General features: G+C 43.3%; 11 protein-coding genes and 1 pseudogene. 1 reads left to right on the forward strand and 11 read right to left on the reverse strand.

What is annotated here, in order from left to right:
• Nucleotides 1–154: 154 nt before the first annotated feature.
• The 11 genes from AC058W_RS08345 to AC058W_RS08395 all read right to left on the reverse strand — a co-directional run bounded on the left by AC058W_RS08345 (nucleotide 155) and on the right by AC058W_RS08395 (nucleotide 13,751).
• Nucleotides 155–382, reverse strand: a complete 228-nt coding sequence (locus AC058W_RS08345) for a hypothetical protein (protein WP_479389962.1) — start codon at nucleotides 380–382, stop codon at nucleotides 155–157.
• A gap of 243 nt (nucleotides 383–625) precedes the next feature.
• Nucleotides 626–1,882 carry an AfsR/SARP family transcriptional regulator gene (locus AC058W_RS08350; protein WP_479389971.1) on the reverse strand — a complete coding sequence of 419 codons (1,257 nt, stop codon included), beginning with the start codon at nucleotides 1,880–1,882 and terminating at the stop codon, nucleotides 626–628.
• 418 nt (nucleotides 1,883–2,300) lie between these two features.
• Nucleotides 2,301–3,038, reverse strand: a complete 738-nt coding sequence (locus AC058W_RS08355) for an SDR family NAD(P)-dependent oxidoreductase (protein WP_117677593.1) — start codon at nucleotides 3,036–3,038, stop codon at nucleotides 2,301–2,303.
• 99 nt (nucleotides 3,039–3,137) lie between these two features.
• A complete protein-coding gene (locus AC058W_RS08360) occupies nucleotides 3,138–4,880 on the reverse strand; it encodes a thiamine pyrophosphate-binding protein (protein ID WP_117846133.1) in 1,743 nt (580 codons plus the stop codon).
• Nucleotides 4,881–4,891: 11 nt separating this feature from the next.
• Nucleotides 4,892–6,052, reverse strand: a complete 1,161-nt coding sequence (locus AC058W_RS08365) for a LicD family protein (protein WP_118137219.1) — start codon at nucleotides 6,050–6,052, stop codon at nucleotides 4,892–4,894.
• A 20-nt stretch (nucleotides 6,053–6,072) separates the two neighbouring features.
• Nucleotides 6,073–8,367, reverse strand: coding sequence for a LicD family protein (locus AC058W_RS08370; protein WP_479389963.1), 2,295 nt, complete (start codon nucleotides 8,365–8,367; stop codon nucleotides 6,073–6,075).
• Nucleotides 8,368–8,370: 3 nt separating this feature from the next.
• A complete protein-coding gene (locus tag AC058W_RS08375) occupies nucleotides 8,371–9,672 on the reverse strand; it encodes an adenylyltransferase/cytidyltransferase family protein (protein WP_117677585.1) in 1,302 nt (433 codons plus the stop codon).
• 351 nt (nucleotides 9,673–10,023) lie between these two features.
• Complete coding sequence (locus tag AC058W_RS08380; protein ID WP_117677586.1) at nucleotides 10,024–11,481, reverse strand: acyltransferase family protein; 1,458 nt, start codon at nucleotides 11,479–11,481, stop codon at nucleotides 10,024–10,026.
• Between the two features lie 115 nt (nucleotides 11,482–11,596).
• Nucleotides 11,597–12,346 (reverse strand): glycosyltransferase family 2 protein, encoded by a 750-nt coding sequence (locus tag AC058W_RS08385; protein ID WP_118411297.1) that lies wholly within the window; start codon nucleotides 12,344–12,346, stop codon nucleotides 11,597–11,599.
• 2 nt (nucleotides 12,347–12,348) lie between these two features.
• Nucleotides 12,349–13,071 carry a sugar transferase gene (locus AC058W_RS08390; protein WP_479389964.1) on the reverse strand — a complete coding sequence of 241 codons (723 nt, stop codon included), beginning with the start codon at nucleotides 13,069–13,071 and terminating at the stop codon, nucleotides 12,349–12,351.
• A 185-nt stretch (nucleotides 13,072–13,256) separates the two neighbouring features.
• Nucleotides 13,257–13,751: a hypothetical protein gene (locus AC058W_RS08395; RefSeq protein WP_479389965.1), complete on the reverse strand. Its 495-nt coding sequence runs from the start codon at nucleotides 13,749–13,751 to the stop codon at nucleotides 13,257–13,259.
• A gap of 264 nt (nucleotides 13,752–14,015) precedes the next feature.
• On the opposite strand from AC058W_RS08395, the pseudogene AC058W_RS08400 reads away from it, so the two are divergent.
• Nucleotides 14,016–15,158: pseudogene (locus AC058W_RS08400) on the forward strand (glucose-1-phosphate adenylyltransferase).

The following is a 15,158-nucleotide window of genomic DNA, read 5'->3' on the forward strand; positions in this document are numbered from 1 at the left end:
GAAATTCTTCCGGTAATTCATCTTACCATGGCAAAATCCGATTTAGGTCATCCGGTTTTGGAAAAGGCCCCATTTTACGAAGCTCGTTTAATCCGCATTATCCGAATATTTGGATAATCCACAGGCAAGGTAAACAGTTGTGCCACCTGCCAGATCAAGCATGGTCTTTCAATCCCTGAATCAGAACACTAAAAAGCTCTGGAGGGCACTCCGGCATCACTTCAATCCGAATACTGTTAGTGATAAAAATACGGACTGGAGACGGACTGGTGTTCAAAGTCTCATTCTTCGAAATTTCTTTTTCTGTTGGCATTTTTGCAAAAATCATATCAGTATCCGATTGTTCGTCCAATGTTTTCAGCTTGCGCATCCAGTAATTCATTGCAGAGACTGGAACGTGATGTTCCTAGCACCATGTTTTGCATGGCTGTCCACTTGAATGAAATTCACTAATTCTTTCAGACCACAGTGTATTTTTTTCATCTGTTTTCATAATGATACAGTTTCCTTCCTTTGTTATGAAAAGAGTGTATCAGAAAAGTATGGGTGCTAACAGATACGGATGATTACCTACTTACTTTTATTTTATCCCACTGTCCGGTGAATTATTTTTTACTTTCATATGTCATATTACTCCTCCCCTGCTCTCCTGCGGAAGTTCATAATTAACAGATACTTCTCTGGTTTCCGCTTTAAGTGTTACTTTATCGCTGTCCATATCTTTTTTGAAATTAGACAGAATCCTCTTTATGACTTTCTGCGAGGATTCATAATCACAATATGGCAGCATCACTATATACTGTTCATCGCTGTATCTGGCAGCTACATCTCCCATTCGAAGATACCTCGTCAATACCTTCTGGAGTTTCGTACCGGCTCTCTTCCTATAATACTGTATCCTGACAGGGTCTTCCTGCAGTTCCCTCTCATTTATCTTTATAGTCAGAAGCAGCATATACTCTGCATTGTCGGACCGCAGCACCCGTCTGGCTTCCAGCCTGTATATCTTCCGAAATACTGTATACTCGCAGAAAAAAACACCGTTTGGATCTTCTTCCTGAATTTCTTCATAAATATCATCCATGGTTGCCTCTGCGGAATTTATGTTCATTCCAAGGATCTCATCATACAGTTTCTTCATCCTGTCAGATCTGTGTATTCCCAGCCTCTCATACAGAATCTCTACTGCTGTTTCATATTGCTTCAGTGCATCATCCGCATCTCCCATTTCTACCCAGCTTCTGATCATCCAGTAATGAACATCCTCGCTGAGTTCATCACAGGTCATCGCCTGCCCACAGACTCTCTGTATCGCTGCGTAGTCGCGTATGCTGTTATATAGTTCGCACAATTCATTTACCAGTTTTATATATACAAAATGGTAATACGTGAACCGCACCGCAAGCCAGGATTCTGATGTCAGAACACAGGTGCGGGGTTTCTCATAGCAGGATAATGCCTCTTCGTATTTCTTAATCTGAAGTTTTGTATCATTCCCGGCCTCCCGGGTCTTTTCTGCGCGATATCTGAATTCTTCCATATCGCTGTGAAGCTCTATTTTCTCATTCCACCCATAGGTACCCGACCGCGAGACAATGTATTCCTCCGGTCCCAGTTGTTTCAGTGTGTTGCGCAGTCTGTATATGAGGTTCTTAAGTGCACCCATCGGATTCGATGATCCGCCATTTCCCCATACCAGTTCTCCGAGCTCTTCCGCATTGATCATACGATTATGATTTAGTAAAAGAAAAGCCAGAAGTTTTATAATTTTTTTGGAATGGATCGTCTCTTCATCCAGACGTCCGTTCTTGCTTTCCAGGCAGAATTTTCCAAAAAATGTACCATTACTACCTGATTCATACGTTTTCTCCGTTATATATATATCGCACTCTGCTTCTTATAGCAGAACTGTCTAATTAATCTCTTCATTATGTAAATTGTCAGATATTTTGTAGAGAATATGTTTATCTCTTCTTGTATTGTACCATCCAGCAGTCACAAATCTGTCACATAAAATTATTTTTTCCAGGAATAATCCACTTTTTTCAAAAATAGTCCACTTTTTTCCAGCATGATATCACAAAATATCATGTAGGACAACTCTTGAAATGTACAAAAAAATCCGGGAATGCAAAAAAAATTCCCGACAGTTTCTGAAGAAGCTTCTCCATTTTATCTGTCGGGAATTCAAGCGGATATTTGCGATCTACTTTCGTTACTTGGTTTAAGTCAATCGGATATTTGCAATTGAAGCAGGGGACTTACTTGATTCGGTTAGTCACCTGATTGGTCAGGTTCTTTTAGAAGTAGTCATATCCTCCATGGATATCCACGATGCTTCCATTCATATAGTTGTTCGTGAGAATACTGTACGCCATATCCGCCACATCCTTGATCTCTCCGAATCTGTGGAGGGCGATCTTGCGGTTGATGCGTTCGTAGCTTTCAGGGGTGCGGTTCTCGTGCCACGGGGTCTGGATAAATCCCGGAGCTATGGCATTAACTGTAATGCCTTTTGGCTCAAATTCCTTTACCAGGGATTTGGTAAGGAAATGGATCGCCGCCTTAGTCACTCCGTATACGAGTGAAGAAGAATATGCCTGCTGTCCTGCATAAGATCCCATAAAGAGAACTCTGCCGCCTTCCGTCATGACCGGCATGAATTCCTTGATCATAAATACCGGGATGGAAAGGTTGGTGTTTACGATGTTATTCCATTCTTCAAATGTGTAATCCTGAAATTTATCATAGGTGCTGATTCCGGCATTGCTGATCAGCCAGTCCACATGTCCTGCTTTTTCTTTCACTTCTTTGACGAAATTCATCATATCGTCATAGGAAGACATATCCGCTTTCATTATGATAAGCTTCTCCTGGTCTTCCGGTTTCAGACTGTCCCAGAAGTCGTTTGCCTTATACGCATTGTGTGCGTAGGTGGCAAAGATCAGATCGTCCTGTTCTGAATTTGCCAGGATCTTCTCCACAATGCCACGGCCGATTCCGGAAGTACCGCCTGTGATTACTGTTACTCTGCTCATTTTTTCTGCTACCTCTTTGTTATATTCATCTTTATCTATCAATTGAATGGATAATCCCGATACGCTTTCGCTGCTTAACATTAATCTATGGCAATTGTTTTATAATTCCATCAGTCTGTCATAAACATTCTTCGGCGCGTATGGCTGCTGGTTGTGGATCGGTTCGCCCAGGCAGGTTTTCGGATATGCGAAAGTTCCGTGCTCAAGCATGACTTCCAGAAGCTTCGGTCCTTCACCTTCCAGAAATTCCGGTGCCTGTTCTCTTACCGCATCGCAGTGCATTCTTAATGCCGGAATACCGTAAGCTTTAGCCACCTCAGCGAAGTCACAGGAAGCGAATCCACAGCCGTCCGTAGTTCCGGCAAAGAGGCAGTCGAAATAATCTCTCTGCAGATGACGGATCATACCCAGCGCTTCATTGTTCATTACCATTATTTTAATAGGAAGATTCTCTCTCTTCACCCACTCCAGTTCCTGGATATTCATCTGAAGTGCACCGTCTCCGCAGATACATGCGGTTGGTTTTCCTGTCGCATAATATGCACCGATCGCCGCCGGAAGTCCATATCCCATAGCACCGTGTCCGCCTGAGAAAAGAAGCTTCTGACCTTCCCGGTTCTTAAATGACTGGTAGCTCCATACCATATGCTGTCCGACATCTACTGCGACCGCAGACGTATCCTCAAGCATATCACTGAGATCAGCAATCATGCGGTTCGGATATCTCTCCGGCGTGTTATCATCCACTGCCTGGAGATTCTCTTTGATCTCTGTGCAGACATTCAGCCAGTCGCTTAAGCCATCCATTTCCGGACAATGTGCTCTTGCCAGACAATTGATCACTGCACTGGTCTCAGCCTGAAGTTTCACTTCATTCTCTCCGTTTTCATGGATATCTCTCTGAAGATTATACTGGTCGATGTCCACACGGATGATCTTTGCTCCTTTGGCAAATTCATGTACTTTTGTTCCAATCTGTCTGGTGCAGAGGGAAATACCGAAACAGAGAAGCAAATCGCTCTTTGCATTTGCAATCATGTTCGCATAGCGGTGTCCATACGCACCTCCGATACAGCCGAAGTTCAGCGGATGGTCATAGCCCAGCACGGATTTTGCAAGGACACTTGTGATAATCGGAATCTGTCTTTTCTGTGCGAAATGAATCAGCTCCTGCTGGCTTACCTCGCTGTCTACTCCATGTCCGAGCATAATCACAGGGCGCTTCGCCTGTTTCAGCGCTTCCAGAATTGTGTCGGCTGCCTTCTGCGCTGTGGCCTCATCTGTATGTTTATCCTCGAATTTCATGTCATAAACAGGATTCTCTACTTCACTTCTCTGAATATTCATAGGCAGGTCGATAAGTACCGGGCCTCTTCGTCCTGTCGTTGCGATGTGATAAGCCTTATTTAATTCTTCGACGATATCCTCAGGATTACGGATCTGGACAGCATACTTCGTGATCGGTTTCGCCATTGCCACGATGTCTGTCTCCTGAAATCCCTGCTGGCGCAGTCCCTCGATACCGGAATATTCATAAGTATTTAACTGTCCTGTGAGAAAGACCACAGGCAGGGAATCATAGTAGGCATCTGCCACGCCGCTTAAAAGATTGACTGCTCCCGGTCCGCTGGTCGCATAGGCGCATGCACATTCCTGTTTCGCCTGCGCATAACCACATGCTGCAAAAGCCGCTCCCTGTTCATTATAGCTGGAGTGATTTTCCGTCTCCGGATTTCGTTCAATAGAATCTACCACATGTGCGATCATCGTTCCCTGATATCCAAAGAAATGGCAGATACCTTTTTTCTGTAAAAACGTAACAATATAATCTGAAAGTTTCATTTTTCCTCCCGTCAGATCAGTGCACCGATCTTCTCTCTCTGTACTGTTTTTCCTGTTTTTTCCAGTACGTCTATATAAATATCAAGAATCTCTTCGTCCTCCGCAAAGAGTTCGCCTTTTTGCAGACTCTTCTGCATCATTTTGAAGTATGGACGAAATGCCTTCTCAAGTGTCATATAATCTTCATTCTTATACAGGTTCTTGATATAGTCCTTCTGTTTCTCATAAGATACGCCCAGGTTCATCCGCTCTCCGCAGAATTCCACATAATCCCAGCATTCGTTAAAGTAGTCCTTATGCCGCCTGCTCTTTGCAAGCCTGCGGGCATTTTTCATACGTTCTTTGCAGTATTTGTCGAAATCTCCTGCTTCTTTCCAGAATTGTGTGTAGCTTACTCTGGCGCTGACTGCCAGCGCAATCGGAGTGACATAACGCGGCTCTGTGACATCCTTATAATTCTTTCCATAACTTATGGTCAGATATTCTTCGGTTTTTGCCGGAACCTGAAGCTTAACTCCCTCCATCTCGACACGCTTACTCTTCGCAAAAATGCCGGCAGGATAAACGGTGGTCTGTTTTTTTCTCTTAAGGGTATATTGACCTGTCTCCGGCTTCTGATACAATCTGAGGAATCGGTCATATAAACGGGAAGCCTGTCTCTGACGTCCATTGACCAGACAACGCAGCCGCATCCAGGTACGGTTGAGCCTGTTTTTCAGACTTCTGTCAGCATAATTAATATGGCAAAGTTCCATCCAAGCATTCTCATCTCTTGAGAACCTGCGTCCGGCCGATGCTGACTCAGCTTCCGATCTGAGGGGGAAAATACTGACTCCGATTCCCGGAAATGCGTAATCCCTGGTGTTATCCATATTCAGGCACAGAGTATCTGTGTTTGTATAGCGCAGATACAATCCCGAAAACCATTTATGGCTCTTCAGCGATTCCAGCGCGCGTCTCTCTCTCGGATCTTCATCTACTGCCTTACGGAAACGCTCCATGTCTGCTACTTTCATCAGAACGATTCCAAACATGGGATTCTGTGGGAAAGGTTTTCCCTCCACAGCACAGAGAGTCAGTCGTGGAGAGAGGTAATATTCAATTTGATTCTGCTGGCATATTTCATCTATTTCCTGTAATAATGATAAAATTACCTTTTGTTTTTTATTCAACTCTTTACTCCATTTCTAATTCACATTACTGACTGTACAATTCGCTTCACATCTTCAATACTTCCGTATTTATCCAGCCAGTTATCAAGCACAACTGTGATGTCTGCCTTCTTTGCAAAGCTCTTCGCCTGTCTGCTTCCATCGTTCAGATCATTGATAAAAATACGGTACAGTTCGGTCTTTACGTAGGATGACATTTCATATTCCAGTGCTTTCTTATAATTGGCAAAAGCTTCTCTGGTCTGTCCCTGTTTCATGCGGACATCTCCTACCAGTTTATAAACGCAGGCCTTCTCCTCTTTGCGGAACTGTCGGTTTCTCACCTGCTCGGCAAGCCATTCCAGCTCACTCTCCTCACCGGTACAGATGATCTGTGTGCGCAGGGCTGCTAATTCTTTGGAATAGCCAAGACGTTTCCATGCTCTCGTAAGTGCTTTTTTATACATCTGGTGTTCTTCAGATTTCTTATTTTTATTTGTTTTCTCTTTCACCGGTGTAAGCATTGGTATCTCGATCACTCTGCGGATCTCATTAATTTCCTGCTCAATCTCACTCTGGGTGCGTGCGCAGGCTACTTTTGCCAGATAGAACGCGCCCTGGATATCGTCATCCTCCGGAATCAGCTGATTCCACAGTTCCATGAGGGAAAGTGCCTCTTTCTTTCTGCGGGCTGCCAGAAGCTCTTCGCAGTTTTTCAGAATCTCTGCCTTATATCCTCTGAAAAATCTGTCCATCTCCAGCCAGACAACTCCATTCGTGGTCTTACTCTTCACCTGAAGATAAAGTTCTGCTGCCTTTTGTACCTCGCCGTTCATCCAGAAGATATCAGCCTTATATTTCAGGAAATATCCATCTTCCGGAAATTTCTTGAGTGCTTTATCGATAAATCGTTCTGCCTCAATACGGTTCTCTCCCGCATTCTCCATCAGGAAGCGGCACCGGAATTTCATAAATCCCGGATGTCCCGGATATCTGTTCAAAAGATCCTCAATAATCTGCTGTGCTTCCTCCATACGATGAAATTCATAATAATCAGCCGCTTTTCTGAAAAGCTCGATATCCTCTTTCAGTTTCTCCATCTCAGGAGTGATATGATCTGACTGCTGGCGGATCTGCAGCATTCGATATGCCTTTGACACACGCTCTGTATAGAAAAGTGTCAGCATCGCCGCATAGAATACTTCATCAGGAACCCCCACAAGAATCGGATGATAAAATGCATAAATATTTGTGTAGTCTTCTCTTCCGATAAAATCGGCACTCAACTGACTTTTATAATAAGATCCAAATAATGCATTCAGCCTGTGAAAAGATCTGGATTCAACCAGTTCGCTGATTTTTAATCCCGACTCGCTGATCGCGCCCTGCAGATCCAGTGCTACTGCGCGCGCTTTCATTGCAAGTCCTTCCTGGCGGACTTTATGGTTCTTTTTAGCAATAAGCATATTGTAGAACTTACGGAATACAGAGTCCCGGCGCAGTCTGCCTTTATGAATGTTCGGCATATATTCCTCACGAAGTTCCTGATAAGGAAGTTCTTCTACGCAGACAGCCACATGTCCCTCTCTGCTGTCATGCGGCGGCATATAAGACCACTCATCACCGTAATGCCAGATCAGATAATCGCTGCATTTATTCGGGATCATCGCCTTCTGTCCCTCGAAAATCCCCTCTTTGACAGGGAACATCATATCTTTGTCAAAAAGAAACGGGCAGCCACCCCAGCGCATGGCATAGCGGTCGCACTCTTCCTCATTGTAGGAAAACATTATCTTCTCGAGTTTCTCCAGCGTTCTTTTTTTGCCAAGAAAAATATAAGAAAGAAGATACTTCAGATACATGGATGCAGGTATCTCCCAGCGGTCACTGTAGCCTACAGAAATATTGATAAGGTCCGAGTAAATCATCATGTGCGTTCTATATTTCTCGTATTCTTTATCGTCTGCCGGAATAGGATCCAGTGTAAGAATGTCTATGATCTCTCCGCCACAGTCCTTGCCGATGATCTGGCTTTTATGAATCGCACAGGTATCGGTAGATGCATAGCGTGGAAATGAATTTGTATAATTTCTGTCCACCTCCGAACACTGTATCTCTCTGTTCGGTGGCAGTTCTGTCTTGCAGATCTCTATAAATTTCTCCCAGTCTGAGCGTGGCATATAAAGATCCACGTCATCATCCCAGGGAACAAATCCCTCATGCCTGAGGGCTCCGATAAGGGAGCCCCCGGCCAGTACATATCTCAGATTATGTTCTCTGCAGATTTCATCAACCTCCCTGAAAAGCTTCAGGAGGTATTTCTGTTTTTCCGTCATGAGTTATCCTTTCTGATTAATTGTTTCCAAAATTTCTATTATTTTTAACGACTCATCATAGAAAAGCCGGGTACATTCTGTACGCTTGTCTCTGATCATGATCATCAGCTCCTGCAACAGATAGCGGAAACCATTTCCCTCGAAATTAAAGCTGTATCTCTTCAGGAATTCCTTTCCGGAAATGTTTGCCTCGAAATATCCTGTGTTCCACCAGTCATTCGGGATCGTAACCCTTCCGTTGCTTCCGATGATCACAAGTTCATTCTCGATATCTACGGTTGTTCCGATCTCAATGGTCGCCAGTGCATTGGCATACTTCATGGTGATCATGTCATATACAAATTTCCCTTCCTGATCGCGGACCGCATTTGTATTGATATCCTGGCACTTTCTGCCAAGCAGTTTAAGTACCGCGCAGATTGCTGTGCAGACTGTCTCATTAAAAGTCCTGCCACCTTCAAAATCATCCTGGGAAATCGCACATTTAACGCTGACCAGATCTCCTACCAGGTTGCTGTGCACCAGCCATACCAGCTGGTTAAAAGCACGCAGATAAACCAGCGTCATCCTCTCGATCAGGACTACATTGTTCTCCCTCGCAACTTCAAAGAGATAGCGCAGTTTCTCTGAAGAAAGCGTTAACGGAGAATCACTTATCACATATTTGCCCTGTTTCAGTGCGCGTTCGATATACTCCGCCCGTTTGCTCAGCGAAGTTTTAATATAAACGATATCCACATCTGACAGGAACTGGTCATAGTCGCTCCAACAGGATCCAAGTTCAAATTTATCGCAGAATTCCTGCGCAGTCTCCGGATTCCCGCTGAATACCCGTTCTACGTGAATACCGCTGACATATTTGGATTCCTGCACAAAATCATTATCTTTAATATCGTCTGTCACAATTCCCATATTAAAGATAACACCCTCACTACGAAGCTTTGTACTGGAAATATTCTTGGTACGTTCCAGATAAACGACATCGCAGTAGTTCTTAAGATAATCAAATTTGCCCCGCCAGTCTGAACCAACTACCAGAACATCTATGTCATATTTGATGATATCGCTGACTTTCTGTCCCTGGTACTCTTCAATAATAATCTCATCTGCCAGTCCGGTACGCCGCACATTCTCTATTCTCTTAATAAGGCTGTCTCTTACATTAAGCTTGCCTCGTTCAATATCAAAGCTCTCACTTGTAACGCCAACGATCAGATAATCGCCAAGCGCCTTTGCCCTTTTTATAATATTGTAGTGGCCCTTATGAAACAGATCAAAAGTGCCATATGTGATCACTCTCTTCATCTTCTCTTTATAACTCCCGATAAATATTCCTGCCCGTAACTGTTCCGTACCTGACGGACAGTTACCCCTGCTTCACACTATAGATGATTTGATTATATCATAATTTCCAACTTCCGTCACCTCTTCGTTACAAAAATGTTAAATTCACGTTAATTTATATCATTTTTTTAGTCCGGCCAGACGGAAAATAATATAGTTAAAACAAAAGGACTCCGAAATACACCCCATGTATCTCAAAGTCCTCTTTCGTTTTTTATTATTTTCTTCTGCTATTTCTTGTTATTACCGTGTCAACAAGTTGATTTCTTAAATAATCTTGTCGGTACACTACTTTTTACGATTCCCTGTTTTTTACTGTTTATTCAAAATGTTTCCTGTCTCATCTGAATGCTCTGCTTCGACTACAGTTCGGGAAACATTCTCCGCTATTACTGTCTGCGCAGTATCGTCTTTCGGATCAGCTTTTCCTATATTCTTCGTAGCTGCTTCCAGCTCCTGGATCAGATCTTCGAGTGAAAGTTCTTCTTCCTCCTGAATGATCTCATCCGGTATATCATCCAGATTATCTTCTTCGATATCCAGTTCCATACCCGCTACATTGCTGAATCCTTCCGGTTTATCCAGCACACTCTCCTGAGCGAGAGAATCATCATCCAGGTTTATTTTCTCCATATGGCCGTCCTGCTCGCTCTCGGAATCCAGAGTAGCGGCCAGCTCCTCAATGGCTTTCTTTCGTCTGAGAAGTTCATATTCATGGTCCTCGCTGTCATATTCCTCTTCCAGTCCCTCATCTCTGACTGTCTTATCCTTCTTGATCAGAATAAATGCAACCAGATTCAGCACACCTGTATAAAGAAGATCCACCGGCAGACTTCCCAGAACAAGGACAAACACCAGGGATACGCCCAGCAAAACCCACACGTTGTTCATCTCAGGAATCTGCAGCAGATACAGCCCGTTCATAATGATCATGATCGGGTAATGGAAGAAGTAAATTCCCATTGTGTGGCGGCCCACATAAGTAATTGGAAGCTTGATATCCGGCAGTAATGCAAGAAATGTATAGATCAGAATAAATGATACCAGATACATCAGCAATCTGATAACGATACCTTCCGGATCTGTCAGACCACAGAGTTTATATCCGTGATTACCACGGAAAATAGCGACTCCCATTTCATTGGAAATCATATAGTTTGGTATTGCCCAAAGCAGTACTCCCGAAATAGGCACTAACACCCATTTTCCTTTAAATTTGCGAACTGCGGTGATATATTCACTTTTCCAGAGATATCCTGCAACAAAGAACGGGAAAAATACCACAATTCTTGATGCTGATAAAAACGTTGTAAACTCCGGTCTTGTTCCTGCCCACAGTGCAATAATGATGCTGAGCGGAACAATAAATCTGATCTTACCCAGTGCTTCAATGGTAAGACGGTAGATAAACAGCGCCAGAATATACCACATAACTGTTCCGGTAGGACGCAGAATCTCGTAATCCACCGAACGTCCCAGCCATATCTGGGAGTACCAGGTAAGACTGTATCCCAGAATATACGGAATCAGAAGATTCTTAAAATTCTTTAATACATTCTGAGGTTTCTTTGACAAATACCCCGAAACAAAAATAAATGCGGGCATATGGAAGATCGTGATCGCATACCACACGTATCTCACCACTGTGTCCACTTTTACAAGATTGAATGCAATAATATGGTTAAATACTACCAGAAAGATAAGCAGGACCTTGAAGTTATCGATCAGGTAGGTATAAGGCACAGCAGGCCTCTCTTTCTTTAATTTCATCTTAATATTATCCTTTAATCATTCATAATTATTATCCAAAGGATAACATATTTTTATGATTTATGGAATAGAAAGTTAATAATTTGTTTATGAAACTATTTCCATACATTCATTTTTATCTATGGCAATACTTCCATATTCCATGCAGTGCATAAGAGCAAAAGAAAATACAACTCTTTATCCGTCCATACCCCGCATATCTGTAAACATTATAAGTCATCACTGCTGACTTCAGCTTATTTCTGGACTTGCCGCCCTCACTGAGGCGGTATTTCAGGTATGGCTTATCGATTCCGACCGCATAACCGTATTTTCGCAGAACTTTCAGCCAGGTGATATAGTCTTCATGGCTGTCATCATGCTCCATTGGAAACTCCCGCGCCACGTCTGTTCTGATCACTACGGAAGAACAGTTAATGCTGTTATGCTTCAGAAGCTCTCTGTAAGTAATCTTCTCTTTCACCGGAATCGTACGGCCGGTGCTGCTTCCATCGGATCTTATCAGCTCACGGCCGGTAGAACACAACACGTATCCCGTCTCTTCGAGACATTTAAGCTGCTCTTTCAATTTGCCTTTTTCCCACCAGTCATCCGCATCAAGAAAAGCAATGTAATCTCCCTTAGCAAGCTTCACTCCTCTGTTTCTGGAGCCTGCCGCACCCATATTCTGTTTGTTCTTAATATACTGAAAGCCCTCTCTGCCCTCATAGGCAGACAGGACTTCCTTTGTATGATCTGTAGATCCGTCATCAATTACCAGAAGCTCCAGCGAAACTCCCTGCTCATAGACAGAATCTACAGCCTGTTTAATATATTTCTCTCCGTTGTAAACCGGCATGATCACAGATACCAGCGGTTTATTCATGGTCATTCCTCCGTTTTATCCTCTGATGCCCCGGTGTTTCTTCCGGAATCTTTCAGAGCATTTACCTGTTTATCATCTACTCCCTCAGACACTTCCTTCTGGAAAAAGATCTTGACTGTCATAAAGATCAGCTTAACATCCAGCAGAAAAGAATAGTTCTCAATATAGAACAAATCCAGCTTTAATTTGTCATAAGGGGTGGTGTTATATTTGCCATAAACCTGCGCATATCCGGTCAGTCCTGCCTTTACCTTCAGGCGATAATAGAACTCCGGAAGTTCCTTCTCATACTCCTGCATGATTGTCTTACGTTCCGGACGTGGACCTACCAGAGACATATCTCCTTTGAACACATTGAATAGCTGCGGCAGCTCGTCCAGATGAAGATTTCTCAACACATGCCCTACCGGAGTGATACGGGAATCATGTTTGGAAGCCAGTCTGGCACCGTTTTTCTCAGAATCCACACACATACTGCGGAATTTGCAGATTTTAAATGGCTTACCGCCAATTGTAAGACGGTCCTGGAAGTAAAATACCGGTCCCCGGTCGTATGCTTTTACCGCAATAGCTATGAGCAACATAATCGGTGATGTAATGACAATGCCGATTCCGGAAACCAGAATATCCATAATTCTCTTCGCAACTCTCTGATCTACCGCAAGTCCCATATTTCGCGACATCAGAAGCGGTGTATCGAAAAGATGAATTCTCTCGCTTCCCATAAGAACTGATATCCGAAATCTTCGGACTGATATAGCATCGGATGGAATGAGCGAAGCAGAACTTCAGATATCGGTTTCTCTCCATTGACGGCAGATCCCATATGATCACCCCGTCATAATTACGCATCATCTTGTGAATTTCTGTTTCTCCAAGGCTGACATGCACTTTATCGCTGATATCATATTTATCCTTTCGGGAATTCATCTGTATGGATCAGATCATCCCCCGGATCGCGGTCACCGTAAATGACCAACAATCTACGCGCACGATATAATCTGGAATAAATATGTCTGGATCCAAAAATCCAGATAACAATCAGTACCAGTTGTACCATTGTCATCTCGATCATCGGCCCCACACTCAGAAACCACCTGTTGATCAAAGTGATCTCCAGATATTCCACTACGTTGGTACATAAAAGCGCTAACGTCAGGGAATAAAATACGTCTATTCTTTTAAGGTATCCGACCTTTAGTCCTCCATACAGCTTGGCAAACATGGCAAACAGCAGACCGTAAATTGCGATCAGCACCCAGTTACCTTTCCGCCAGAATGGTTCATCAATCTGACCTCTGTAGACTGTATACCATACATAGGCAAAGACTGCCATCTGTGCCAGTACTACCAGACTCGCCAGACAGAACACGATAAGTCGTTTGTAATCTTCTCTCTTACTCACGTGATAACCTCTGTTTCTTTTAAATTCTTACCTATTATAACGTAAGAACTATTATACGTCCACCCGTTTTCCTTAAATTTGTGTATATTTACAAACCTGTACTTTACCATTTTTTACTGCAAATTTGTGTATAATGTATAATTTTTTCTCGAATTTTATCTGTTTCTAGCGAAAAATTTACATATTTTTTTCAGAAACCTATGGAAAAATGACAAAAAAAATTGTATAATATTATGTAATAAATGAAAGCGAGGGTTCACTATTATGAAACAAAATAGTATGTTGGCTATGATCTTAGCCGGCGGTCGTGGCAGCCGTCTGCATGACTTAACCAATAAAGTGGCAAAGCCAGCCGTTTCATACGGCGGTAAATATCGTATCGTAGACTTTCCTTTAAGTAACTGTGCCAACAGTGGTGTAGATGTTGTTGGTGTTCTTACACAGTATGAGTCTATCCAGCTTAACAGCTATGTAGCAGCCGGCGGACGCTGGGGACTTGATGCCAAAGACAGCGGCGTTTACGTTCTTCCTCCACGTGAGAAAGCAGATGAGAATCTGAACGTATACCGCGGAACTGCAGATGCAATTTCCCAGAATATCGACTTTATCGATAAATTTGATCCGGAATATGTCCTCGTCCTTTCCGGCGACCATATTTACAAGATGAACTATGACGAAATGCTCGCAGCTCATAAGAAGGCTAATGCAGATGCAACCATCGCAGTTATCGAAGTTCCAATGAAAGAAGCAAGCCGTTTCGGTATCATGAATACAGATGAAAGCGGACGTATCGTAGAATTTGAAGCAGAAACGCGGATCCCCCGAAGAGCAATCTTGCATCCATGGTTATCTATATCTTCACATGGAAACTTCTCCGCAAGATGCTTCTGGCTGATATCAAGAATCCGGATTCCAACCATGACTTTGGTAAAGATATCATCCCTACTATGCTTAACGATAACAAGACTCTTTATGCGTACAAATTCAAAGGTTACTGGAAAGATGTCGGAACTATTGACTCTTCTCTGGGAAGCTAACATGGATCTGTTAAGCTCCAAGAACGAGCTTGACCTTGGTGATCCTTCCTGGAAAATTTATACAGAAGATGTCACTGCACTTCCTCAGTACATCAGTGCAGAAGCAGATGTCAAAGATGCATATATCACTCAGGGCTGTGTAGTTCAGGGTGAAGTTAAGCATTCCGTTCTCTTTACAGGTGTTAAGATCGGTGCCGGTGCCAGGATCATTGACAGTGTACTGATGCCGGGTGCTGTTGTAGAAGAGGGTGCTGTTGTTCAGCGTTCACTTGTAGCTGATGGTATCCGTATCGGCAAGGGTGCTGTTGTAGGCGATCCAGACAGCGAGCACATCGAGCTTGTAGCGAAACGTGTAAAGGGGGCAGAATAA

The organism is Blautia sp. CGZ-1-C1 (genome assembly GCF_056504575.1).

What these genes read in the sequence shown, in the direction of transcription:
- AC058W_RS08345 (WP_479389962.1), bottom strand. Translation starts at nt 382, where the DNA reads ATGAATTACTGGATGCGCAAGCTGAAAACATTGGACGAACAATCGGAT.
- AC058W_RS08355 (WP_117677593.1), bottom strand. Translation starts at nt 3,038, where the DNA reads ATGAGCAGAGTAACAGTAATCACAGGCGGTACTTCCGGAATCGGCCGT.
- AC058W_RS08360 (WP_117846133.1), bottom strand. Translation starts at nt 4,880, where the DNA reads ATGAAACTTTCAGATTATATTGTTACGTTTTTACAGAAAAAAGGTATC.
- AC058W_RS08370 (WP_479389963.1), bottom strand. Translation starts at nt 8,367, where the DNA reads ATGACGGAAAAACAGAAATACCTCCTGAAGCTTTTCAGGGAGGTTGAT.
- AC058W_RS08375 (WP_117677585.1), bottom strand. Translation starts at nt 9,672, where the DNA reads ATGAAGAGAGTGATCACATATGGCACTTTTGATCTGTTTCATAAGGGC.
- AC058W_RS08380 (WP_117677586.1), bottom strand. Translation starts at nt 11,481, where the DNA reads ATGAAATTAAAGAAAGAGAGGCCTGCTGTGCCTTATACCTACCTGATC.
- AC058W_RS08385 (WP_118411297.1), bottom strand. Translation starts at nt 12,346, where the DNA reads ATGAATAAACCGCTGGTATCTGTGATCATGCCGGTTTACAACGGAGAG.
- AC058W_RS08390 (WP_479389964.1), bottom strand. Translation starts at nt 13,071, where the DNA reads ATGGGAAGCGAGAGAATTCATCTTTTCGATACACCGCTTCTGATGTCG.